The organism is Lebetimonas sp. JS085 (assembly GCF_000523295.1).
In the GTDB taxonomy this organism is placed as follows: Bacteria; Campylobacterota; Campylobacteria; order Campylobacterales; family Nautiliaceae; genus Lebetimonas.
The window spans coordinates 65,366-89,695 of the sequence record NZ_ATHR01000002.1; the positions used below are offsets into that span (position 1 = coordinate 65,366).

The window sequence follows — 24,330 nt, forward strand, 5'->3', positions numbered from 1 at the left end:
ATAAATGATAGGAATAGTTGATTATAATATGGGAAATTTGGCAAGTGTAAAAAACGCTTTTGATAAAATCGGTGTAAAAGCTGAGGTTGTCAAAGCACCTGAAAGGCTGAAAATTTTTGACAAATTAATTTTTCCGGGAGTCGGAGCTTTTGGCGATGCGGCCGATTTTTTAAAAAAAACGGGTCTGGATGAGGCCATGAGGGAATTTATAAATACCGGCAGGCCTGTTTTGGGTGTGTGTCTCGGGATGCAGCTGCTGTTTGAAAAAAGTGAAGAATTCGGCATACATGAAGGGCTTGGAATTATAGAGGGTGAAGTGGTTAAATTTGATAAAAGCAGGGTGAAAGGGCATAAAATTCCGCATATGGGATGGAATAAAATGTTTTTTGCCAAAAATTCGCCTCTTTTTAATGATTTGGACAATCCGTATTTATATTTCGTCCATTCTTATCATGTGGTATGTGATGAAAAATATGTTATAGGTAAAACAATTTACGGTTATGAATTTGTCAGTGCGGTGAATAAAGACAATGTATACGGCTTTCAGCCCCATCCTGAAAAAAGCCACAACGCCGGGCTTAAAATACTCGAGAATTTTGTAAAAGGCATAAAATGATAATTTTTCCTGCAATAGATTTAAAAGACGGTAAGGCCGTAAGGCTTACAAAAGGTGAAATGAACAGTGCAAAAATATACAGCGAAAATCCGCTAAATTTTGCAAAACAGTTTGAAGATATGGGGGCAAAATGGCTTCATATGGTGGATTTAAACGGAGCATTTAAAGGAAGCCCCCAGAATATTAAAGCAATTGAGGAAATTAGAAAAAACACATCTTTGAAAATTCAGCTCGGAGGTGGAATAAGAGATGAAGATACAATAAAAAAATATTTGGATTTGGGTATTAACAGATTGATTTTGGGAAGTGTCGCCGCAAAAAATCCCGAAATGGTTATAGAATTGGCTGAAAAATATCCTATTGCCGTCGGAATAGACGCAAAAGACGGATATGTGGCCGTAAGCGGATGGGGGAAAAAAGAAAATATAAAAGCCGAAGAACTGGCTAAAAAGTTTGAAAAATCCCAAATTGAATGTATAATTGCAACAGATATAAGTAAAGACGGCACTTTAAAAGGGCTTAATCTCGATTTTGTTTTAAATATTCAAAACGCTTCTAAAAAAAAGGTTATTGCAAGCGGCGGGGTGGCAAGTGAAGAAGACATAATAAAAGCCAAAGAAAAAAATATTTACGGAGTAATTGTCGGAAAAGCTTTTTATGAGGGAAAAATAGATTTAAAAAAATTATTTGAGTTATTTAAGGAGGAAAAATGAAAATTTTAGTTGTGGACGACAGCTCAACTATGAGAAGAATTATTCAAAATACGTTGGCAAGACTCGGATATAAAGATGTAATTCAGGCGGGAGACGGTATTGAGGCATGGGACGCACTTCAGTCAAATCCCGATATTAGGGTGGTTATAACGGACTGGAATATGCCCAATATGAACGGACTTGAGCTTGTGAAAAAAATAAGGGCTGAAGAGAGATATAAATCTCTGCCTATAATTATGGTAACAACAGAAGGCGGTAAAAAAGAGGTTATCACAGCACTTAAAGCTGGCGTAAACAATTATATTGTAAAGCCTTTCACACCACAGGTTTTAAAAGAAAAGCTTGAAGGGGTTCTCGGTAAAAATGAAGGATAATTATTTTGAATTAAGTGTGCAGACTGATTCTTTTAAAGATGAAATAGAAAATTTTTTGATTGAAAGGTTTAATAACGGTATCGAAGAGAAAGAAAACACTCTTGTTTTAAGGAGTGAAGATAATTTTGAACCTTTAATTGAAGAATTAAAAGAATATGTGAGTGCATTGGAAGAGATTTTTAATACAAATATAAATATAAAAACAAATGTAGAAAAAAAATCAAATATTGACTGGATAGAAAATTATAAAAAATCGATAAAACCTATTGAAATAGGCGGGTTTTATATTCATCCGAGCTGGTATAAAAATAAAAATGATAAAGAAAATATAATAATTGACCCCGCACTTGCTTTTGGAAGCGGGCATCATGAAACAACCAGAAGCTGTGTAAAGGCGATTAACAAATATGTAAAAAAAGATAATACATTACTGGATGTCGGGTGCGGCAGCGGTATTTTATCCATTGTGGCTGCAAAAAAAGGAGCTGTCGTAAATTTGTGCGATACAGATGAACTGGCTGTTAAAAGTGCAAAAGAAAATTTTAGGCTAAACAATGTTGAATTTAATAAAATTTGGGTGGGAAGTGCAGGAGATACCGATGAAAAATATGATGTGGTCGTTGCAAATATAATAGCCGATATTTTAATTTTTATGGCGAATGATTTAAAAAAACGGGTTAACGGTTATTTAATTCTTTCTGGTATAATTAACAAATATAAAAACATAGTTTTGGAAAAATATAAAGAATTTGAATTTATTGAGGAAATACCCGATAATGAATGGGTAACACTGATTTTAAAAAATGTTGAATGATAAATGTTGAATGTTGAATTTAAATTAAAGGATATAGATGCCAAAAAACAATAAAAATAACAATGATAATTTTTTTAATAAAAATCCGCTTCTTTTATTTATAATTTTTGCGGTTGTTATAATTTTAATTTTTAGAAGTATTGCACCAAGTGCCGAAAGCAGCGTTTCCGAGCTTGTTTCCGGAAAACCGGCCGTTATGAGTATAACATATTCCGATGTTAAAAAACTTGCAAAAGAAAAACAGTTAAGCTATGTTGCTATAGGAAAAACATATTTAAAAGTTAAATTAAAAGACGGAACAATTATAACAGTTCCTAAAGTTCCGAATGATCCGAGTTTAATTACAATTCTGGATAAAAATTCTATTCCTTACGGCGCCCTGCCAGAATCCAGCAACTGGCTTAACGATTTGATTTTCGGCTGGATTATTCCTATATTTATATTTTTTGCAATTTGGATGTTTTTGGCAAGCAGAATGCAAAAAGGTATGGGGGGAGTTTTCGGCGCAGGAAGTGCAAAAGGGCTTATAAAAAGCGAAAAACCAGATGTTACATTTGATGATGTCGCCGGAAACGATGAAGCCAAAGAAGAGGTAAAAGAAATAGTGGATTTTCTTAAAAATCCTGACAGATATACGGCTTTAGGTGCAAAAATTCCAAAAGGTGTTTTACTCATCGGGCCTCCCGGGACAGGAAAAACTCTTCTTGCAAAAGCGGTTGCGGGTGAGGCAGATGTTCCGTTTTTCGCCGTAAACGGCAGCAGTTTTATAGAAATGTTTGTAGGTGTCGGTGCGGCAAGGGTCAGGGATTTGTTTAACCAGGCTAAAAAAGAGGCGCCGAGCATAATTTTTATAGATGAAATTGACGCTATCGGTAAAAGCAGGGCTGCAGCCGGTCAGTTTGGCGGAAATGACGAAAGGGAGCAGACTTTAAACCAGCTGCTTGCGGAAATGGACGGGTTTGATTCAAACGACCCTGTAATTGTTTTAGCGGCGACAAACAGGCCTGAAATATTAGACCCTGCTTTACTTAGACCCGGAAGATTTGACAGACAGGTATTGGTGGATAAACCTGATTTTGAAGGAAGGGTACAGATATTAAAAGTCCATGTTAAAAAAATTAAAATGGGCAGTGACGTTAATCTGGAAGAAATAGCCAGAATGACGGCGGGACTTGCCGGGGCAGACCTTGCGAATATAGTAAACGAAGCCGCTTTGCTTGCGGGTAGAAAAAATAAAAAAGAAGTAAACCAAAGTGAATTTGTCGAAGCGGTTGAAAGACAGATTGCGGGACTTGAAAAGAAAAGTAGACGTCTTAACGAAAACGATAAAAAAACAGTGGCATATCATGAAAGCGGGCATGCAATAATTGCAGAAGTTACTCCTAAAGCCAGAAAAGTAAAAAAAGTTTCAATCGTTCCAAGAGGTCTGGCCGCGCTCGGTTATACATTAAACCTTCCCGAAGAAGACAAATATCTGATGAGCAAAAGCGAACTTATTGCTCAAATTGATACACTGCTCGGAGGCAGGGCCAGTGAAGAGGTGTTTATTAAAGAAATTTCAACAGGTGCAAGTAACGACTTAGAGAGGGCAACCGACATTATAAAATCAATGGTAATGATTTACGGTATGAGTGATGTGGCCGGGTTAATGGTTTTAGAAAAACAGACAAACAGATTTTTAGGCGGAGGGTTTGGACAAAGCCGTGATTATTCAGAAAAAACCCAGGAAGAAATTGACGTTTTTGTAAAAAATTTTTTAAGCGAGCGTTATGGGCATGTTAAAAATATACTTAAAGAATATGCGCCTGTTATTGAACAAATGGTAAAAGAGCTTTATGAAAAAGAGGTTATAGACGGTTCAAGGGTAAGAGAACTTATAAAAGAGTATAAAGATTCTAAAAAAGAAGGTGATAATGAAGAAAACGGAAATAATTCTTAAAGAAGGGTATCCCTTTATTATTCCTGCAGGTGTAATATTTTTAATCAGCCTTATTTTTGGATTCGGTGCATTTTGGCAGATACTCTTTTTTATTATTTTTGCATTTTTTGTATATTTTTTCAGAAATCCGGAAAGAATTCCCGATGAAGTTGGTGAAAATGTAATAATTTCTCCGGCCGACGGGGAAATTGTAGAGATAACAGAGACCAAAGCCCCTATTTTAAATAAAGAAATGATTAAAATTTCGATAAGGCTATCCATTTTTGATGTGCATGTACAAAGAAGTCCTATAGATGGGAAGATTGATGCAAGAGAATATATTCACGGGTTGTTTTTAAATATTGCAGATGAAAAATCAAGTGAGCTTAACGAACAAAACAGGGTTTTGTTTGAAGGGGCACAAAGTGTTGTTGTTAATCAGATAGCCGGTTTTTTAACAAGAAGGATTATAATGTTTAGAGATTTAGGAAAAATAAAACTCTCCGAGCGTTATGGTATGATAATGTTTGGAAGTCAGGTTGATTTGTATGTGCCTAAAAACTCTGTAATAAAAATAACCGAATTTCAAAAAGTAAAAGCAGGGGAGAGTTTAATAGGATATTTGAATGAAAATTAAATTGGCATATATTTTACCTAATTTTTTTACGGCCCTTAGTGCTTTTTTTGGTGTAATGAGCGTGATTGCCGCATCTCAGGGTAAATTTGAAAAAGCTTATATTTATATACTTTTTTCGCTGGTTGCCGACGGACTTGACGGAAGAATAGCAAGAATTACAAACACAACTTCAAAATTTGGCGTAGAATTTGATTCATTGGCTGATTTAATTGCATTTGGAATGGCACCTGCTATGATGCTTTTTTTCTCAATCGGTAAGAATTACGGAAGATTTGGGGCACTGATCAGCGGACTTTTTGTTGTTTTTGGCGCAATAAGACTTGCAAGATTCAATGTGACAACTTCCATGAACGACCCGAGATTTTTTATAGGGCTTCCAATTCCGACGGCGGCGGTGGTTTTAAGCTCGTGGATAATGCTTGATATAAGATATCAGAGTCATTTTAATATTCTAATTTTAACAGGGGCTTTGTTTTTGGCTTTTTTAATGGTCAGTAATTTCAGATATCCAAGTTTTAAAAAAATTGATTTTAATAAAAATCTGGCAATAAAAATTTTGGTTTTAATTATCTTGGCGGCTTCTTTACTTTATCTTTTCCCTACCGAAGCAATAGCCCTGTATTTGAGCATTTATGCTTTTTACGGGGTATACAGGGGAATAAAAGGATACATTAAAGCCGGGAAATATAAAGGATAATTTTTTTCCATTGAAAAAATTTTTAAAATATGATAAAATTTTATAAAAATTTTTTATAAAAAGGATATATTATGGAAATGGTTAAAATTTTTGATACCACATTAAGAGACGGGGAGCAATCCCCAGGCGCATCTATGACTATCGAAGAAAAAATAAAAGTTGCACTTCAGCTTGAAAAATTAAAAGTTGATATTATCGAAGCAGGATTTGCCGCAGCAAGTCCGGGTGATTTTGAAGCAATAAACAATATTGCAAAAGAGGTTAATAATTCAACTGTCTGTTCTTTGGCCAGGGCTTTGGATAAGGATATTGAAGCCGCTGCTAAGGCGATAGAGCCGGCCCCTTTTAAACGAATTCACACATTTATTGCAACAAGTCCAATTCATATGGAATATAAACTAAAAATGAGCCCCGATGAAGTAATAAAAAGAGCCGTCAGGGCGGTTGAATATTCAAGAAGCTTTGTTGATGACGTGGAATTTTCCTGCGAAGATGCGGGAAGAAGCGAGATGGGCTTTTTAAAAGAGATTATCAGTGCCGTTATTGAAGCGGGGGCAAAAACGATTAATATTCCTGATACGGTAGGTTACAGATTTCCAACAGAAATGGGGGAAATGATAAAAGAACTGGTTGAATATTTTCCAAAAGATATTATTTTTTCAGTACATTGTCATAACGATCTCGGGCTTGCCACCGCCAATTCACTTTACAGTGTGTTAAACGGGGCGAGACAGGTTGAATGTACCATTAACGGTTTGGGAGAGAGGGCTGGAAACGCCGCACTTGAAGAAATTGTAATGGCCATTAAAGTAAGAAGGGATTTGTTTGATGGAATTGATACAAGGATAAATACAAAAGAAATTTATCCGACAAGCAGGCTTGTCTCAAACGTTACTGGAATAGAACCGCAACCGAATAAGGCCATAGTGGGAAGAAACGCATTTGCCCATGAAAGCGGAATCCACCAGGACGGTGTACTTAAACATAAAGAAACATATGAGATTATGAAGGCGGAGGATATAGGGCTTGATATAAAAGACACCCTTGTTCTTGGAAAACACAGCGGAAGACATGCGTTTAAGAAAAAACTTGAGGCTTTGGGATTTAGTAACTTAAGTGATGAAGAATTGAATGAAATATTTATGAAATTTAAAAAACTTGCAGATAAGAAAAAAGAAGTTTATGATGAAGATATTTTGGCACTCATGAATGATGCGTTTGATAAAACACCTAAAACTTATGAACTCCTTTCACTTCAGCTAAGTGATTGCAGTGACGGTATGGCGAGTGCCGCTGCCAAGATTAAATTCGAAGATAAAATTTACGTAGATGCGGCAATAGGTAAAGGTACCATTGATGCCATATTTAAAGTAATAGACAGGATAAGCGGTATTAACGGAAAACTAATGGATTATAAAGTTGAAGCTGTAAGCGAAGGTAAAGACGCTTTGGCCAAAGTTATGGTAAAAGTTGTTTTTGATGAAAATAAACCCGCGGTTATGGGGCATGGACTAAGCATCGATACAATGGTAGCAAGTGCAAAAGCATATATAAACGCACTTAACAATTATTTGCATATGAAAGATTTACTGTCTAAAAAAATCAGTTATAAAGACAGTATTTAAATAATGAAAAGTGAAAAATTAAAAATTAAAGATGAGGAATAAAGTTGAAAAAAATAGCCATTCTCGGTAAGCCGAATGTTGGTAAAAGCTCTCTTTTTAACAGAATTTTAAGAAAGAGAGATGCTGTAATCAGTGAAAAAGCCGGAACCACAAGAGATATAAAAAAAAGAATTATCAGTTTGGATGATGAACTTGAAGATGTTGTTATAATGGATACGGGAGGGCTTGAAGAGCGGGATGAACTGTTTGAGAAAGTAAAAGACAAAGCCCTTCAAATAGCAAAAGATACAGATATACTGCTTTATATGGTTGACGGGAGAAGTCTGCCCGATGAAGATGAAAAAAAATATATAAGAACTCTTCAGAAATTAAATAAAAATATTATATTGGTTGTAAACAAAATAGATAACGACAAATTAAAAGAAAAAGTTTATGATTTTTATGAACTGGGTGTAAAAGAAATATACCCTATTTCCGTTTCCCATAACAGGGGTGTAGGAAAACTGATTGAAAGAATAAAAAAATTTATCCCTAAAAAACAGGTATTTGAAGTAAGCGAATTTGAACAAGACATTCCTTTGGAAGAACTGTTAAGTGAGAGTAATGAAAATTTAGAGGATATTAAAGAGATAAAAGTGGCAATTATAGGCAGGGTAAATGTGGGTAAAAGTTCACTTCTTAACGCACTGGTTGGGGAAGAGCGGGCAATAGTAAGCGAAGTTGACGGGACTACAATCGACCCTATTGATGAAAATATTTATTTCAACGGATATCATATAACTTTTGTTGATACCGCAGGTATCAGAAGAAGAAGCAAAATTAAAGATATAGAAAAATATGCCCTGATTAGAACGGAAGAAGTTTTAAAAGAAGCCGATATCGCCGTATTGGTTATTGACGCCAAAGAAGGTATAGTTGAACTTGATGAAAAAATAGGCTCTCTTATCCAAAAATTTAAAACCGGGGCGATAATTGTTGCAAATAAATGGGATGAAACGTCTATGGATTATAAAAAGTTTGAAAGTGAAGTAAGATACAGGTTTAAATATTTAGATTTTGCCCCTTTTATGGCTGTAAGCGCCAAGACAAAAAGAAATATAGACAAATTAAAAGAAAAGCTTTCTTTTGTTTATAAAAATTATTCAAAAAGAATTCCTACTTCGCTTCTCAACGAATGGATTAAAGAAGCGACTATAAGGCATCATCTGCCTACGGATGTAAGAGGTAGGGAGAGTAAAATTTATTATGCAACCCAGTTTAAAACAAAGCCTCCTACCATAGCTTTAATTATGAACAGAGCTAAACTTCATTTTTCTTATGAGAGATATCTGATAAATTTCTTAAGGAATAAAGAAGATTTTAGAGGAACACCTATTGTATTAATCCCAAAAGAAAAAGGAGAAAAAAAATGAAAAAATTATCTTTAGCTTTAATTTGTGCGGGAGCGGTTACTTTTGCAAATGCTGATATGTTGAGTGTCAGTGCGGGTGCGGGATACGAGCAGCAAAAAATAGACGGATATGTAAAAAACGGAAATGTGATAAATTATTTTAATAATTCATCCGCTCAAAATGACGGAAATCAAAACACAGGGGATTTAGGGTTTGATAATAAAAACAACCCTTATATCTGGGTAAAACTGATTCATCCTGTGCCAATTTTGCCAAATATTAAATTACAATATACAAAATACAACACAACTGGCCATAGTAAATGGGTTGCAGGAGGAGTAAAAATTTTCGGAGATGTAAATATTCCCTCTGGACTCACCGATGTAAGTTCCAAAATGAATATAAACTCTTATGATTTAACACTGTTTTATGAATTTAAACCGGTGGTTGCCGATATAGAAGCCGGATTTGGCGCTGATTTGTGGCAAGGTAATACCAAAATTGACGGTGACAATGCTGCGATTGTTAACGGAAATATTGTAAAAACTCTTGGAAGCACCCATATTAATAAAAACTGGTTTGTGGCGCTTCCATATCTGTATGCAAATGTTGAAACAATGAGTTTTTTCGGGTTTTCAGCCCTTGGATATGTAAAATGGGCAAAAGCGGGGGATAATCACCATTATGATTATTTAGCGGGAATTAAGTATAAATTTGATAAAATTCCTTTGTTTCTAAAAATGGGATACAGATATAAAGAAGCTTACGGGGTAGATGGAGATAATAAAACAAAATTACAATACAAAGGCTATTTTGCCGAAATAGGAGCTAAGTTTTGAGAATTGTAAGCGGAATGAGGCCAACAGGTAAACTTCATTTGGGACATTTTATAGGGGTTCTTAAAAACTGGGTTGCACTTCAAGAAAAATATGACACTTTTTATTTTGTGGCCGACTGGCATGCACTTTCCACGAAATATGACGAAGGGCTTGATTTAAATGAACTCAGCATTGAACTTGTAAAAGAATGGATAGCATGCGGAATTGATCCAAAAAAATCAATTCTTTTCAGACAGAGTGATATAAAAGCTCATGCCGAGCTTTATTTAGTTTTAAATATGATAACGCCTGTTAGCTGGTTAGAGAGAAACCCCACATATAAAGACGCAATGAATCAGCCTGAATACAGAGAAAAAAATAATGCGGGATTTTTAACATATCCTGTACTGCAGACAGCAGACATTATTCTTTATGATGCAAATCTGGTGCCTATCGGTGAAGATCAGAAACCCCATCTTGAGCTTGCTAGGGAAATTGTAAGAAGGTTTCATTATATGTTTAAAAAAGAAATATTTACTGAACCAAAAGAACTTCTGACAGAAATACCTAGACTTCCCGGGCTTGACGGCAGAAAAATGTCCAAAAGTTTTAATAACGCAATATATCTGGATGACGATGAAAAAACCATTTGGGCTAAAGTTAGGATGGCTAAAACGGACCCTGCAAGGATTAAAAAAACAGACCCCGGGCATCCTGAAGTGTGTATAATTTTTGATTACCATAATGCATTTAACAAAGAAGAAGTCGTGGAAATTGAAAAAGAATGCAGGGCGGGAACTATTGGATGTGTGGAATGTAAAAAAAGATGTGCCGCCAAAATAAATGAATTGCTTTCTCCAATCAGAGAAAAAAAGGCATCTTTAAATGAGAGTATGATTTTGGATATAATAAATGAAGGAAATAAAAAAGCTGGAAATATTGCAAACGAAAAAATGGAAGAAGTTAATAAGGTAATATTTTAAAGGAGAAAAATGAAAGCTAAAAAATTTGCATGTGGCGAAAGACTTCAAAGATTTTTAATAGCGTTTATGATGCTTTTAATTTTGGGTTTGCTTGCAAAAGGATACAATTTAGCAGCACTTATTTTGCTTGCATTTATTGCAATAATGTTTGTTATTTACGGTGTTTTTGATTTTTGTCCGTCAACATGGCTGCTTAATAAAATTTTTGGAAGCTGTTACTGCGAATGTAAGGAAGAAAAAAATGAAAATCAGTTATAAAGAAGCGGGGGTTGATATTGACAAAGGAAACAGTTTTGTTGAAAAAATAAAACCTTTTGTAAAAGAGACGTTTAATAAAAATGTTGTCGGTAACATAGGAAGTTTTGCAGGAGCTTTCAGGCTTCCAGCCGGATATAAAAAACCTGTTTTACTCGGTGCAACAGACGGGGTCGGCACAAAACTAAAACTTGCGATTGACGCTAAAAAGTTTGATTGCATAGGAATTGATTTAGTTGCAATGTGTGTAAATGATTTAATCTGTAATTTCGGGGAGCCTCTTTTCTTTTTAGATTATTATGCAACAGCAAAACTCGAAGTAAATGAGGCTGCAGATGTGGTTAAAGGAATTGCCAAGGGTTGTAAACTAAGCGAGTGTGCCCTAATCGGGGGAGAGACTGCAGAAATGCCTGGAATGTATAATGAAGGGGATTTTGATTTGGCAGGATTTGCCGTCGGAATTGCAGAGGAAGACGAACTTAACCCGAAAGTAAAAGAAGGTGATATTCTTTTGGCACTGCCAAGCAGCGGAATACATTCAAACGGATATTCGCTTGTCAGAAAACTGTTTTTTGATAAATTAAACATGAAATTTGATGATGAAATTAACGGAAAAAAACTTATTGATATTCTTTTAACCCCAACAAGAATTTATGTAAAAGAATTTAAACAATTCAAGCCTCTGCTTCATGCTCTTGCTCATATTACAGGAGGAGGAATAGTTGAAAATTTCCCAAGGGTATTGCCTGAAAATTTAGAAGCAGTTGTTTACAAAGATAAAATAAAAGTGTTACCTATTTTTGAATATATGAGAAAATATATAGATGAAGAAGAGATGTTCAGAACGTTTAATATGGGTGTTGGAATGATTTTTGCAATAAGTGAAGAAAATGCGGATGAAATAATAAAAAACTCTGATGCTTATTTTATAGGAAAAATTCAACAAGGTAAAAAAGGAGTAAAACTAAAATGAACCCCTCCCGTTTTATTTCTAATATCGCAGTTAAAATAGCAACCACCTCTTTCCCTAAATTGATTCAATGTTTTATCAATAAAATGTATGTTAAGTTTTATAAAATAGATATGTCAGAATTTGAACCGGAAGATCCCTGTAAATATAAAACATTGAATAATTTATTTACAAGACATAAAAAATATACCGAGTTTTATGAAGAAGACGATATAGTCGTCAGCCCTAGTGACAGTGAAATCATTGCGCATGACGATATAGAAGAAAATCGGGTTTATCAGATAAAAGGAAAAGAATATTCCCTAAAAGAACTTATTCCTTATGATACAAAATTAAATAATGGGTATTTTATTAATTTATATCTTTCACCAAGTGACTATCATAGATTTCATGTTCCTATAGATTTGGAAATTGTGAGGGCTACATTTATCCCCGGTGAACTTAATCCGGTAAAACCGTCTTTTTTGGAAAAAGAGCTTGTATTTCCAAAAAATAAAAGAGTGGTTTTAAGATGCAGGGATTCTAAAGAAAGATATTTTTATATTGTTTTGGTGGGGGCTATGATAGTAGGGAAAATTATTTTAAATTTTGATGAAAAATTTCAAAAAGATTATAACGAGATTTTTGATATAGAATATGAAAAACCTTTAAAACTTAAAAAAGGCGATGAACTTGGAAGGTTTGAATTTGGAAGTTCAATTTTGCTGTTTTTCGGAAAAGAACATTTTAAATATTTAAATCAAAAAGATTATGTTGAAGTAGGAGATATTCTTGGGGAAATTTATTAAAAGTAAAAAATTAAAAGTGAAAAATAAAAAATTAAAAAATATTTTATTTACTGCTTTCACCTTTTTCACCATTTTTACTATTTTCACTCCTCTTTTTGCAGTTGACAATCAGAAACTTCTTGAGTGTTATGAGATATTTGACCAAAAAAAAGCAGAACTTGAAGCAGAGGCTGAAAAAATACTTGAACAAAAAGAGGCTCTTGAATCTTTGAAAAACACATATATGGCTTTAATGAAGAAAAAAGAGTCAAAACTAAAAGAAAAAGAAAAAGAAATTAATAACACTTTGCAAAAAATAGAAAATGAAAAAAAAGAAATTCAAAAATTAATAACTCAAAATCAAAAAATCCTTGAGCAAATAAAAAATGCAAAAATGGATAAAATTACCCAGAGTTATGCAAAGATGAGGCCAAAAAATGCCGCAGGCGTACTTTCTCAGATGAAAGAAAAAGATGCCCTTGCAATTTTAAAAAAGCTCCCTCCTAAAAATGTCGCCAAAATTTTTTCAAAAATGGACCCAGCCAAAGCAGCAAAACTTACAGAAATGATGCAAAAAGATGAGAATAATGAAAGCACAAATACTTCTGACAACGGCGGGGGCTAAACATTTAATAGCAAAAGCCCTGTGTCAATATATAGATTTAAAAAAAAGAATTTATATTGCTTACGGTACAACAAACGAATATCTTTTATATCATTTAGGGATAAATACAGATACTTTATATGCCGCCGGGTGTAATGTAAGAGGCAAATTTAATGTGACTCAAAAAAGAGACAGGCCGATTGTGCTTGAAAACAGTAAGCCGATTGATATAAGCGGATTTGATATAACAAATAATGATTATTTTATAAAAGGTGCAAATGCTCTTTGGTATGAAAACGCTAAAAAGTGTGCCGCCGTAGCGGCTGCCGATAAAAACGGAGGAACTTATGGTAATTTTTATATAAAAGCTGCAAGCAGGGGTGCTAAAGTTATAATTCCTGTAGGACATGAAAAGCTTATTCCTTTTTTTAAAGAAACTTCTCAGGACGTAGATATTTCAACAGGTTCTAAAATTGCGATGCTCAGGTTTTTTTACGGGATGATATTTACTGAAATAGAAGCCTTTAAAACACTTTTTAATTTAAAAGCAAATATTATCTGTGCAGGGGGGATTTTTGATTCAAAAGGTGCGGTAGGTTTTGAAGTTGAAGGAGATGAAGTTAAAGCGGTAGTTGAATTTAGCAAAAAATATAATAATCTGTTTTTAGAAGAGAGTAAGCGGGTTGATTTTCAATTTTAAAGCTTCTTTTTTGATATAATTTTAAAAAAAGGTTTAGTATGCTGATAAAAGAAGCTCAAGTGCCTTTTCTTTCCAGAAAAATTGCATATGATTTATTAAATTCAGGATTTGTGAATTATCCCAAAGGCATTGATAATGCTATTAAAGAAATTGAAGATATTATAATGGATGATGCTTTGTGGGAAAGGGAAATAGAAGATAAAGCCAGAGAAATATTAGCAAAACAGGAAGAAGAAAATGAATTTTTATTTTATGATGTTGACAGAAGAGAAGTGTTTAAACTTATAAAAAAAGAAATTGCAAATGAAGAGGGGTTTAATTTAAAAAGAGATGAAAGAATAGATGATTTGGCACATTTTTTGGTAAAAGAATTATGGGATAAAGAATTAATTGATTATGATGTAAGGGATGGAAAAATAAAAAATATTGTTTTTAAATCTATAATGGATTTTTTAAAAAGGGAAATTGAAGCAAGGGACGAAGTTTATAAAAAGCTTGAAAACTACAAAAGGCCTTTGGTTCCTGGAAGTGAAGAGTGGGAACTTGTATTTAACAGACTTTACGAGCAGGAGTTAAGAAAAAGAGGACTAATTTAGAGGTGAAAATAGTGAAAATGGTGAGTAGTAAAAAGTTGCCAAGCGGCTACGGTGAAAAATTAAAAGTGAAAAGTAAAGGTTTAAAATGAAAGTTACTGTTTTGCTGGAAAACGGAATGAGTTTTACTGCCCGCGGATTTGGGGCAGGCGGAACAAAAGTCGGGGAAATTGTATTTAACACATCAATGACCGGATATCAGGAAATCATTACAGACCCGAGTTATGCCGGCCAGTTTGTGGTTTTTACCATGCCTGAAATCGGGAATGTAGGGGTAAATAAAGATGACAATGAAAGTAAAAAAGCCTATCTTAAAGGTATAATTGTCAGAGAATATGTTGATAACTGGTCAAATTTCAGGGGAGAAAAAAGTCTAAATGAATTTTTAAAAGAGCAAAATATTCTTGGAATCAGCGAAATTGACACAAGGTTTTTAACAAAGCTTATAAGAAAAGAAGGGGCTATGATGATGATAGCCTCAAGCAAAATTCATAATATTCAAAAATTAAAAGAAATTTTAAATCAAACCCCCAGAATTGAAGAAATTGATTATATAAAAGAGGTAAGTACAAAAGAGGCTTATATTCATCCACACGGGGCATGGAACGATAAAGAGTTTAAATATAATCCTAAAAAAACAGATAAAAAAATAGCAGTACTTGATTTTGGGGTAAAAAGAAATATTTTAAACGAACTGACCCAGGCCGGAATGGAGTGTAAAGTAATGCCGGCTTCAACAAAGGCGGAAGAAATTATTGAAATGTATAAAAGTGGGGAAATTCAGGGGGTGTTTTTAAGTAACGGTCCGGGTGATCCTCTGATTTTGAACGAAATTCATAAAGAAATTCAAAAAATATTAAAAGAAAAAATACCGATGTTTGGAATATGTTTGGGACATCAATTACTGAGTATTTCTCACGGATACCCTACGTTTAAACTTAAATTCGGGCATCACGGGGGAAATCATCCGGTAAAAAATTATATAAACAGAAAACCTGTTGTGGAAATAACCGCTCAAAATCATAATTATAATGTCCCGGAAGAGATTGAGAAAATTGCCGAGGTCACACATAAAAATCTTTTTGACGGTTCAATTGAGGGTGTTAAATACAAAAATGAACCTGTTTTTTCTGTTCAGCATCATCCGGAAGCATCACCAGGGCCGCATGACAGTAAATATATATTTAAAGAATTTTATAATATGCTATGAAAAATTTTGATTTTATCCAAAAAATCCTTTTTGGAATTTTTGAACTGTTTTTATTATTTAGCGCTATAGTGATTTTAATAGCCACTTTTACAACTTCTCCTGTTATCTCTTTTATTGTTTTTATTTTTTTAATTTATCTTGTTTATTATTTGGCTTTGAAATATCTGTTTAATTAAAAAATCAATTACCAGCTTCCGCCTCCTCCACCGCCGCTTCCCCCTCCCGATGAATCGCTTCCCCCAAAACTTATTGATGAGCTTTCATTTGGAGAATAATTTTTTGTTGTTTCAAATGACGAATGTAAATTTTTATCTAGATTAAAAAATGAATCCATATCCCCTTCAAACCATAAAATTTGAGTGTTGAAATGTATGTATATTTTTAACCTTCTTCAAGTAATCTGTTAAATAATTTTAAAGTCGCTTTTACGTCTTCTAAAGCGTTATGATAATTTATATTTTTTCTTCCAAAAAAAAATGCTATCGCCTCTTCAAGACGGGGCATTTTCTTTTTTTCAAGCACTACAACGTCGGCGGCGTAATACATTGTGTCAAATATAGGAATATCAATTATGTTCGGATAATGATTAATTCTTTCAAGCTCTCTTTTCATTACGCCGAAATCATATAAAACATTATGTCCCACAACCATATCGAGAGAATTAAAAATATTTAAAATTTCATCTTTTTTTTCTTTAAAGGTCGGCTTGTCTTTCAGCTCTTCCTGAGAAATTTTATGAACGCCGAAAGCTTCTTCTGAAATTTTAGCTTCAGGATTTAGCAGTTCGTAAATTTCTTTTGTGCTCAAATCTTGCATATCCTGTATAACAATCGCATAAGAAATTACATATCCGGTAATATCGGTTGTTTCCGTGTCAAATCCCCCTATTTTTTTTATTTTATTTTCTTTTGGGGTTTTTTTTAAATCATTTATATAATATCTTAAAAAATCTTTACTTGAAAATGCTTTTTGTCTTGGAAACGGTTTGAAACGCTCCATTTTATTTTCTTCTTCTAAAACGACTGAAATTAAATAATCATTGTAATTTCTAAAAATTACATTTTCTTTTATATCTTCTCTTAGGCATTTTATTAAATATGTCTTATCATTTTTTAATTTCTCATATGCTTTTTTTCTTGTTTCTTTATTAAATACACTGGCCTTTCTTAAAGTCTCTGTTTTTGGAGGCAGATTCAAATTTATCCTTTTTTATAAAATTATAACATTTTCTACTTACCACTCAACATTCACCATTTTCACTTTTTTAAGATATAATTACATATAAAAAAGGTTTTTTATGCCAAAAAGAGAAGATATCCATTCAATCCTTCTGATAGGCTCCGGTCCGATTGTCATTGGTCAGGCTTGTGAGTTTGACTATTCGGGCGTTCAAGCGGCAAAAACTCTCAAATCTCTTGGTTACAGGGTCGTTCTTGTTAATTCAAACCCTGCTACAATAATGACTGATCCTGAATTTGCAGATGCCACATATATTGAACCGATTATCCCCGAAGTAGTGGCAAAAATTATTGAAAAAGAAAATATTGATGCAATTCTTCCTACAATGGGGGGTCAGACTGCCCTTAATGTTGCTATGCAAATGTACGAAAGGGGAATGCTTGAGGGGGTTGAATTTTTAGGCGCTAACCCGGAAGCAATTAAAAAAGGCGAAGACAGACAGGCTTTCAAAGAAGCGATGCTGAAAATTGGTATGGATTTGCCTAAAAGCAGATACGCCTATTCCCTTGAAGAAGCCGAACAGGCTGCAAAAGAAATAGGATTTCCGATTATAATAAGGGCAAGTTATACGCTTGGAGGGCTTGGAAGCGGTGTTGCTTACAATATGGAGGAATTTAAAAAACTTGCCAAATTCGGTTTGGAGGCAAGTCCTATAGGGGAGATTTTAATAGAAGAATCTCTTCTTGGATGGAAAGAATATGAGATGGAGGTTATCCGCGACAGAAACGATAACTGCATAATAGTGTGTTCTATTGAAAATATCGATCCGATGGGTGTTCATACAGGGGATTCCATTACTGTTGCCCCGGCTCTTACACTCACTGATAAAGAATATCAGAAAATGAGGGATGCATCTTTTGCAATACTTCGTGAAATAGGCGTTGATACCGGAGGTAGCAACGTTCAGTTTGCCGTAAATCCGGATACCGGCAGAATGATAGTAATAGAAATGAATCCCAGGGTAAGTAGAAGTTCCGCACTTGCAAGTAAGGCGACAGGTTATCCTATTGCGAAAGTCGCAACGCTTCTTGCGCTCGGATATACATTAGACGAAATTAAAAACGATATTACAGGAACTGCCGCAAGTTTTGAGCCTACAATAGATTATATTGTCACAAAAATACCACGTTTTACATTTGAAAAATTTCCTCAGGCCGATTCAACACTTACGACTTCTATGAAAAGTGTCGGGGAAGTAATGGCGATAGGAAGGACATTTAAAGAATCATTGCAAAAGGCGATTTATTCTCTTGAAACAGGTCTTGACGGATTTGAAAAAATTGACTGCGGCGAAGATGAGCTGATTAAAAACATAAGAATTCCAAATGATAAAAGGCTTTTATATATCGGTGAGGCTTTCAGAAGAGAAAAAAGTGTTGAGGAAATTTATGAAATTTGTAAAATAGACAGATGGTTTTTAAATCAGATAAAAGAAATAATCGAACTTGAAAAAGAGATAACTCTTGATATTTTAGAAAATGAAACTCTGCTAAGACGTGCCAAAACATACGGGTTCAGTGATACAATGCTGGCTAAATTAATAAACAAAAGTGAAGAAGATGTATATAAAGCAAGAAAAAAATTCGGAATTGAAATCGATTATAACGAAGTGGACACATGTGCGGCGGAATTTGACACAACTACAAGTTATTTATATTCAAGCGTAAATGTTACAAAAAACGTGCCGCCAAGAAAACCGGATTTTGATGATAAAAAAGTGTTAATCCTTGGAGGCGGTCCAAACAGAATAGGTCAGGGAATTGAATTTGACTACTGCTGTGTTCATGCAGCATTTGCCCTTAATGATTTGAGTGTCAAAACTATTATGTATAACTGCAACCCGGAAACTGTTTCAACAGATTATGACACAAGCGATGTATTGTATTTTGAACCTATTACGTTTGAAAGGGTCAGAAATGTGGTTGAACTTGAAAATCCACACGGCGTAATTGTTCAGTTTGGCGGTCAGACTCCTCTTAAACTTGCAAAACCTTTAACTAAAATAAATGCAAAAATAATAGGAACTTCCGCTGAGGTTATAGATATGGCGGAAGATAGGGAAAAATTTGCCGAATTTATTAACACTCTTGGATTAAATCAGCCTCAAAACGGCACCGCCTTTAAAAAAGAAGAGGCTTTTAAAATTGCAAATACAATAGGATATCCGGTACTTGTAAGACCGAGTTACGTTCTTGGTGGCAGGGCTATGAGAATTGTCTATAATGATGATGAACTTAATGAATATATGAGCGAAGCCGTAAAAGTAAGCGAAGATTCCCCGGTGCTTATAGATAAGTTTCTTGACAGGGCAATTGAACTTGATGTAGATGCAATTAGCGACACAAAAGATGTATATATCGGCGGGATAATGCAGCATATTGAAGAGGCAGGCATTCACAGCGGAGACAGCGCCTGTTCTTTACCTACTGTAAGTATAAGCGAGGAAAAAATAAAAGAAATAGAAAACGCCACAAAAAAGATAGCTCTAAAACTTGGAGTAAAAGGACTTTTAAATATCCAATATGCTCTGCATCGTGATAAACTATATTTGATTGAGGTAAATCCAAGAGCAAGCCGAACTGTACCTTTTGTATCCAAAGCCACAGGACTTCCTCTTGCAAAAGTCGCAACAAGGGTTATGTGGAATTTGGCATATAATCCTGAAATCAATAACGGGAAAGTTTTATTGGAAGCGCTTAATTTTTATGACAAATTTAATGTCGTAACATTTGACAGTAATGTGTATAAACCGAAAATTCATTCTCACATTGCGGTAAAAGAAGCGGTTTTTCCTTTTAATAAACTTACGGGGGCCGATTTAATATTAGGGCCTGAAATGAAATCAACCGGGGAGGTTATGGGAATAAGCTCAAGTTTTGGAGAGAGCTTTGCTAAATCTCAGCTTGCGGTTAAATTCAATCTGCCTAAAAACGGAAAAGTTTTTGTTTCCTTAACCGATTTGGATAAGGAATTTGCCCCTAAACTGGCCAGAAGCTTAAAAAATCTCGGATTTGACATTGTAGCCACAAGCGGAACATACAAAAAAATCAAAGATGCGGGAATTGAAGTTACAAAAGTTTTGAAAATAAGCGAAGGAAGACCGAATATTGTAGATATGATTAAAAACGAAGAAATAGTTCTTGTTATAAATACAAGCGACAATAAAGCAAGCAAAGACGACGCCAAAATCATAAGACGTGAAGTTTTAAACCAGGGAGTTCCGTATTTTACAACCATTGCAGCGGCATTCGCAGCCGTTGAGGCGATTGAATTTTTACAGACAAACGATATAAAAGTGGAATCTCTTCAAAATTATTTTAAAAAATAAAATAATGAGTAAAAAAATTTCACAACTGGAAAGTTTTGACAAACCTCGGGAAAAATTGCTTTCGAAAGGACCGGGTTTTTTAAAAGATTATGAACTGGTTGCTATAATCCTCGGCAGCGGAGTTAAAGGGAAAGATGTTATTAAACTTTCCCGTGAAATTGTTAAATTACTAAAAAACGATTTTAATTCGCTTACGGTTGAGAAATTAATGAATATCAGAGGACTCGGCATGGCAAAGGCCTCCACCATTATAAGTGCCATAGAACTTTCAAAACGCTATCTCATCAAGCAAAACAAAAAAATAACTTCTTCAAAAGACGTTTATGACGAGCTAAAAGAATACCGCAATAAAAAACAGGAATATTTTATAGCTATCTATCTTGACGGAGCAAATCATATCTGTTTTAAACGTGTTATTACAATAGGCACGCTAAATCAAAGCCTTGTGCACCCGAGAGAAGTATTTGCCCCCGCAATTGAACACAGGTGTGCGGGTGTAATCGTTGCCCATAATCATCCATCAGGGCAGTTGGAAGCGAGCGGGGCTGATATTTCGGTTACCAAAAGATTAAAAGAGAGCGGCAGACTGCTTGGAATTGAATTAATTGATCATCTTATTTTTACTCAAAATGGATTTTTAAGTTTTATTGAAGAGGAGATGTTATAACAATTCCCCTATACCTTTAAATTTTTCCACAAATGCGGATATTTTTTCAAACACATTTCTTTTTTTAGTAAGATATTCTGGGTTCAAAGGACTCATTTTAGGGAGTATTTCATTAAGTTCCGTTCCGTTTTCGCTTGCGTATTTTCTCTTTAGTGAAATATTAATATAGCGTTTAGCTGCTTCGGCGTTTAGATTTTCTTCATTTATTAAATTTTTGGCTTCTTCTTTTTGTTTTTGCTGGGCGAATTTGAAAAACGATTCTATAATTTCACTTTTATCTTTGAAACTGTTTAAATCGCTTTTATTTATAAATTCCACTATTAAGCCTTCTTTTGCACGGTTGCCGAGGCTTGCTCTTATAACGCGTTTAATTTCGTCTATAAGGGCGGATTTGTTTTTTTGGAGTTTATGTTTTTCAAAAATAAGCTCAAGTATATAATCGAGATTTATCTCCTGGGATTTTAATAAATCTATCTCGAATTCCACATCGTCCCAGTTTATATCTGATTTTTCTGCGTTTTTTCCGTTTTTTTGCACTCTTATCCAATCTCTTATATCATTGTATGTCGATTTATAATCCTGAATTTCTCTTTCGGGGAGTAAATGTATATTTTGAAGAGTTTTTATATCCTCATTGTTTAATCCGTATTCAATTTTTACGTTTTCAAGTGCGTTTTTATCGTTTTTATCTATATTTTGTAGTTGTTTAAGCGCAATAAATTCATCATAATTTTGAAGTATGTTTTCAAGTTTTAAATATTCTCCGAAAAGTTTAACAAATTCTTTTTTGTCGCTCTCTTTTTCAATTTCAGTAGGGTTTGGAAATTTTTGTTTTAGGCTTTTTACAATTTCTAAAAAACCTTTTTGTATTTTTCCGTTTTCTTCAAAACCTTCGATATATTCTCTGTAACTTTTTTCAAGCACTACATTTCTGGTGTTTTTATCCCCGAAAAGTGAAATGGCGTCTATTGTAGCCTGTTCTAAATCTCTAAACGTTATGATGTTTCCGAAAGGTTTGGTTGCATCATAAATCCTGTTTGTTCTTGAATATGCCTGAATTAATCCGTGATACCTTAAATTTTTATCCACAAACAGAGTATTCAATCGCGGAGCGTCAAAACCGGTTAAAAACATTCCCACAACTATCAATAAATCTATTTCGCCGTTTTTAACTCTTTTTGACAAATCCCGGTAATAATTTTGAAACGATTTGCCGTCGACTCCGAAATTTGTAGAAAACATTTGATTGTAATCGTTTATTGCTTTTGCCAAAAACTCTTTTGCACTTGAATTCATAGCCGACAACTCAAAACTTTCATCGGCAATTTCACCTATTGCGTCTTGTTCTTCGTTGGGGGCGTAAGAAAAAATTGTCGCTATTTTTAATTGATTATTTTTTGCGATTGAAATCGCATCTCCATTTTGTTTTTTATTTAGGAGTTGCGGTTTTAACCGCTTATTATCATTTATTCGCTTATTTTGTAACTCTTTAAATTTTTCGTAATACAATTTTGCCGCATCGATATTGCTAACGGCAAACATTGCGTTAAATCCCTTGCCGTTTTGTAAACGGTGTGTTTTTAGATGAAAGTTTTTCAAAATATACTCTGCTATTTCATTAATTCTCTCTGGATGTAAAAGCGCTTTTTTGTTTTCAAGCGCGCTTAGTTTTTTTTCATCTATTTCTTTTTCAAACTCTTTAAATTTAGGTCTGACGTCGTTGTAATCAACTTTAAATTTAAGAACTTTCTCATCGCGTATTGCATCGGTAATCACATAAGAATGAAGCTGACGGCCAAATACACTTGCCGTTGTTTCACTCCCGAGTGCGTTTTCAGGAAAAATTGGAGTTCCCGTAAATCCGAACTGATAATATTTTGTAAATCTTTTTTTAAGATTTTTCTGAGCTTCACCAAACTGACTGCGGTGAGCTTCGTCGAATATAAAAACAACGTGTTTATTGTAAATTTCGAGATTTTTTTCAGTTTTTAGGAGATTATTTAGTTTTTGAATGGTGGTTACTACAATTTTATTGTCTTTTTTCTCCAAATTTCTTTTAAGTCCCGCTGTATTTTCAGAACCGTTTACGCTATCGGGTGAAAATCTCTGATACTCTTTCATTGTTTGATAATCAAGGTCTTTTCTGTCCACCACAAATAAAACCTTGTCTATAAAAGGAAGCTCTGTGGCAAGTCTTGCCGCTTTGAAACTTGTTAGTGTTTTACCTGAACCGGTGGTGTGCCAGATATATCCGCCCGCTTCAACACTTCCCCATTTTTTTGCATTATATGCTGAATTGATTTTCCACAAAATTCTCTCGGTTGCAGCTATCTGATATGGTCTCATAACAAGCAGGGTGTTGTTTACATCAAAAACCGAGTATTTTAAAATAATATTTAAAAGAGTGTTTTTTTCAAAAAAAGTGGCGGTAAAATCTTTCAAATCTTTTATCGGTGTATTGTCCGAAAGCGCCCAGTTCATTGTAAAATCGAAACTGTTTTTATCCCTTTTTACCGTGTTTGCAAAATATCTGGTATCCGTGCCGTTTGAAATAACGAAAATCTGCAAAAATTTATAAAGTGAACTTTCGGAGTTAAAACTCTCTTTTGAATACCTGTGAATCTGGTTAAACGCTTCGCGGATGGCAACACCCCTTCTTTTGAGCTCTATTTGCACCATCGGCAGGCCGTTTACCAAGATCGTTACATCATATCGGTTTTTGTAATTGCCTCTTTGTTCAAACTGCCTTATAACTTGCGCGCTGTTTTTTGATATGTTTTGTTTATCTACAATATAAATATTTTCTATATGCCCGTCGTCGAAAACAAAATCGTAAATATAATCGTCGTGAATTTTGCGAGTTTTTTCTGTTATTCCATCACCTGGTTTATCAAGATATTCATCTAAAAACCTTTGCCACTCCATATTGCTAAATTTTACATTATTTAATGATTCTATCTGCTCTCTTGCATTTTCGAGCAGTTTTTTGGGTGTTTTTATATCAGGAGAGAGTGTTAGCAATTCCGTGTCAGTCAAGGTAAAATACTAAAGAAGAAAGGACTGACATGGAGAAATTTAATTTTGACAAAGCAGTAAAAGATTTATTAGCAGGTAAGAAGATAGGTGGAAAAGATGGAGTATTAGCTCCATTAATTAAAGAATTAGTAGAAGCTGCACTTGAAGCAGAGATTGAATCTCATATTGCAGATGAAGTTTTACAAGGTAAAAGAAATAGAAGAAACGGTTACAACAGGAAAACAGTTAAATCAACATCAGGAGAATTTGAACTTGCTACCCCAAGAGATAGAGAAGGTAGATTTGAGCCTCAAATAGTAAAAAAACATCAAACAACAATAAGTGATGAAATAGAAGAGAAGATATTATCATTATATGCACTTGGAATGAGCTATA

General features: G+C 34.2%; 25 protein-coding genes. 22 read left to right on the forward strand and 3 right to left on the reverse strand.

Annotated elements, in window-relative coordinates:
- Window positions 1-4: 4 nt before the first annotated feature.
- The 19 genes from hisH (at window position 5) to DZ68_RS0109080 (ending at window position 15,861) form a co-directional block, all read left to right on the forward strand.
- Window positions 5-616 carry an imidazole glycerol phosphate synthase subunit HisH gene (gene hisH / locus DZ68_RS0108985; protein WP_024788267.1) on the forward strand — a complete coding sequence of 204 codons (612 nt, stop codon included), beginning with the start codon at window positions 5-7 and terminating at the stop codon, window positions 614-616.
- A complete protein-coding gene (hisA, locus tag DZ68_RS0108990; RefSeq protein WP_024788268.1) occupies window positions 613-1,329 on the forward strand; it encodes a 1-(5-phosphoribosyl)-5-[(5-phosphoribosylamino)methylideneamino]imidazole-4-carboxamide isomerase in 717 nt (238 codons plus the stop codon). The genes hisH and hisA overlap by 4 nt, the downstream gene beginning before the upstream one ends.
- Entirely contained in the window at window positions 1,326-1,703 is a 378-nt protein-coding gene (locus DZ68_RS0108995; protein ID WP_024788269.1) for a chemotaxis response regulator CheY, read from the forward strand. Before hisA ends, DZ68_RS0108995 begins: the two co-directional genes overlap by 4 nt.
- A complete protein-coding gene (locus tag DZ68_RS0109000; protein WP_024788270.1) occupies window positions 1,693-2,517 on the forward strand; it encodes a 50S ribosomal protein L11 methyltransferase in 825 nt (274 codons plus the stop codon). The genes DZ68_RS0108995 and DZ68_RS0109000 overlap by 11 nt, the downstream gene beginning before the upstream one ends.
- A 37-nt stretch (window positions 2,518-2,554) precedes the next feature.
- Window positions 2,555-4,456, forward strand: coding sequence for an ATP-dependent zinc metalloprotease FtsH (ftsH, locus tag DZ68_RS0109005; RefSeq protein WP_024791044.1), 1,902 nt, complete (start codon window positions 2,555-2,557; stop codon window positions 4,454-4,456).
- Entirely contained in the window at window positions 4,431-5,072 is a 642-nt protein-coding gene (locus DZ68_RS0109010; RefSeq protein ID WP_024788272.1) for a phosphatidylserine decarboxylase, read from the forward strand. The genes ftsH and DZ68_RS0109010 overlap by 26 nt, the downstream gene beginning before the upstream one ends.
- Window positions 5,062-5,769, forward strand: coding sequence for a CDP-diacylglycerol--serine O-phosphatidyltransferase (gene pssA, locus DZ68_RS0109015; protein ID WP_024788273.1), 708 nt, complete (start codon window positions 5,062-5,064; stop codon window positions 5,767-5,769). The genes DZ68_RS0109010 and pssA overlap by 11 nt, the downstream gene beginning before the upstream one ends.
- 71 nt (window positions 5,770-5,840) lie before the next feature.
- Window positions 5,841-7,394, forward strand: coding sequence for a 2-isopropylmalate synthase (locus DZ68_RS0109020; RefSeq protein WP_024788274.1), 1,554 nt, complete (start codon window positions 5,841-5,843; stop codon window positions 7,392-7,394).
- Between the two features lie 44 nt (window positions 7,395-7,438).
- A complete protein-coding gene (gene der / locus DZ68_RS10315) occupies window positions 7,439-8,806 on the forward strand; it encodes a ribosome biogenesis GTPase Der (protein WP_035907585.1) in 1,368 nt (455 codons plus the stop codon).
- Window positions 8,803-9,624, forward strand: coding sequence for a TIGR04219 family outer membrane beta-barrel protein (locus DZ68_RS0109030; protein WP_035907586.1), 822 nt, complete (start codon window positions 8,803-8,805; stop codon window positions 9,622-9,624). The genes der and DZ68_RS0109030 overlap by 4 nt, the downstream gene beginning before the upstream one ends.
- Window positions 9,621-10,586, forward strand: coding sequence for a tryptophan--tRNA ligase (trpS, locus tag DZ68_RS0109035; protein WP_024788276.1), 966 nt, complete (start codon window positions 9,621-9,623; stop codon window positions 10,584-10,586). Before DZ68_RS0109030 ends, trpS begins: the two co-directional genes overlap by 4 nt.
- A gap of 9 nt (window positions 10,587-10,595) precedes the next feature.
- Window positions 10,596-10,844 (forward strand): YgaP-like transmembrane domain, encoded by a 249-nt coding sequence (locus DZ68_RS0109040; RefSeq protein WP_024788277.1) that lies wholly within the window; start codon window positions 10,596-10,598, stop codon window positions 10,842-10,844.
- On the forward strand, window positions 10,828-11,814 hold the full coding sequence (gene purM, locus DZ68_RS0109045) for a phosphoribosylformylglycinamidine cyclo-ligase (protein WP_024788278.1): 987 nt from the start codon (window positions 10,828-10,830) through the stop codon (window positions 11,812-11,814). The genes DZ68_RS0109040 and purM overlap by 17 nt, the downstream gene beginning before the upstream one ends.
- Window positions 11,811-12,599: a phosphatidylserine decarboxylase gene (locus DZ68_RS0109050; protein ID WP_024788279.1), complete on the forward strand. Its 789-nt coding sequence runs from the start codon at window positions 11,811-11,813 to the stop codon at window positions 12,597-12,599. The genes purM and DZ68_RS0109050 overlap by 4 nt, the downstream gene beginning before the upstream one ends.
- A gap of 16 nt (window positions 12,600-12,615) precedes the next feature.
- Window positions 12,616-13,203: a MotE family protein gene (locus DZ68_RS0109055; protein WP_236617809.1), complete on the forward strand. Its 588-nt coding sequence runs from the start codon at window positions 12,616-12,618 to the stop codon at window positions 13,201-13,203.
- Entirely contained in the window at window positions 13,166-13,882 is a 717-nt protein-coding gene (locus DZ68_RS0109060; RefSeq protein WP_024788281.1) for a hypothetical protein, read from the forward strand. The genes DZ68_RS0109055 and DZ68_RS0109060 overlap by 38 nt, the downstream gene beginning before the upstream one ends.
- Before the next feature lie 38 nt (window positions 13,883-13,920).
- Window positions 13,921-14,478 (forward strand): DUF507 family protein, encoded by a 558-nt coding sequence (locus DZ68_RS0109065; protein ID WP_024788282.1) that lies wholly within the window; start codon window positions 13,921-13,923, stop codon window positions 14,476-14,478.
- Window positions 14,479-14,563: 85 nt separating this feature from the next.
- Window positions 14,564-15,685: a glutamine-hydrolyzing carbamoyl-phosphate synthase small subunit gene (gene carA / locus DZ68_RS0109075; RefSeq protein ID WP_024788283.1), complete on the forward strand. Its 1,122-nt coding sequence runs from the start codon at window positions 14,564-14,566 to the stop codon at window positions 15,683-15,685.
- On the forward strand, window positions 15,682-15,861 hold the full coding sequence (locus DZ68_RS0109080) for a hypothetical protein (RefSeq protein WP_024788284.1): 180 nt from the start codon (window positions 15,682-15,684) through the stop codon (window positions 15,859-15,861). Before carA ends, DZ68_RS0109080 begins: the two co-directional genes overlap by 4 nt.
- Before the next feature lie 8 nt (window positions 15,862-15,869).
- Here DZ68_RS0109080 and DZ68_RS10775 read toward each other — a convergent pair whose 3' ends face one another.
- Both DZ68_RS10775 and DZ68_RS0109090 read right to left on the reverse strand, forming a co-directional pair.
- Window positions 15,870-16,019, reverse strand: a complete 150-nt coding sequence (locus DZ68_RS10775; RefSeq protein WP_156919597.1) for a hypothetical protein — start codon at window positions 16,017-16,019, stop codon at window positions 15,870-15,872.
- A 47-nt stretch (window positions 16,020-16,066) separates the two neighbouring features.
- Window positions 16,067-16,882: an exonuclease domain-containing protein gene (locus DZ68_RS0109090; protein WP_024788285.1), complete on the reverse strand. Its 816-nt coding sequence runs from the start codon at window positions 16,880-16,882 to the stop codon at window positions 16,067-16,069.
- 100 nt (window positions 16,883-16,982) lie between these two features.
- Here DZ68_RS0109090 and carB point away from each other — a divergent pair, with 100 nt between their 5' ends.
- Window positions 16,983-20,252, forward strand: coding sequence for a carbamoyl-phosphate synthase large subunit (gene carB, locus DZ68_RS0109095; protein WP_024788286.1), 3,270 nt, complete (start codon window positions 16,983-16,985; stop codon window positions 20,250-20,252).
- A 4-nt stretch (window positions 20,253-20,256) separates the two neighbouring features.
- A complete protein-coding gene (gene radC / locus DZ68_RS0109100) occupies window positions 20,257-20,919 on the forward strand; it encodes a DNA repair protein RadC (RefSeq protein WP_024788287.1) in 663 nt (220 codons plus the stop codon).
- Here radC and DZ68_RS0109105 read toward each other — a convergent pair.
- Window positions 20,914-23,940: a type I restriction endonuclease subunit R gene (locus DZ68_RS0109105; RefSeq protein WP_024788288.1), complete on the reverse strand. Its 3,027-nt coding sequence runs from the start codon at window positions 23,938-23,940 to the stop codon at window positions 20,914-20,916. The genes radC and DZ68_RS0109105 overlap by 6 nt on opposite strands.
- Window positions 23,941-23,984: 44 nt before the next feature.
- On the opposite strand from DZ68_RS0109105, the gene DZ68_RS10320 reads away from it, so the two are divergent.
- Window positions 23,985-24,330, forward strand: a 346-nt coding sequence (locus tag DZ68_RS10320; protein ID WP_035907588.1) for a transposase, incomplete at its 3' end; no start/stop codon positions are given.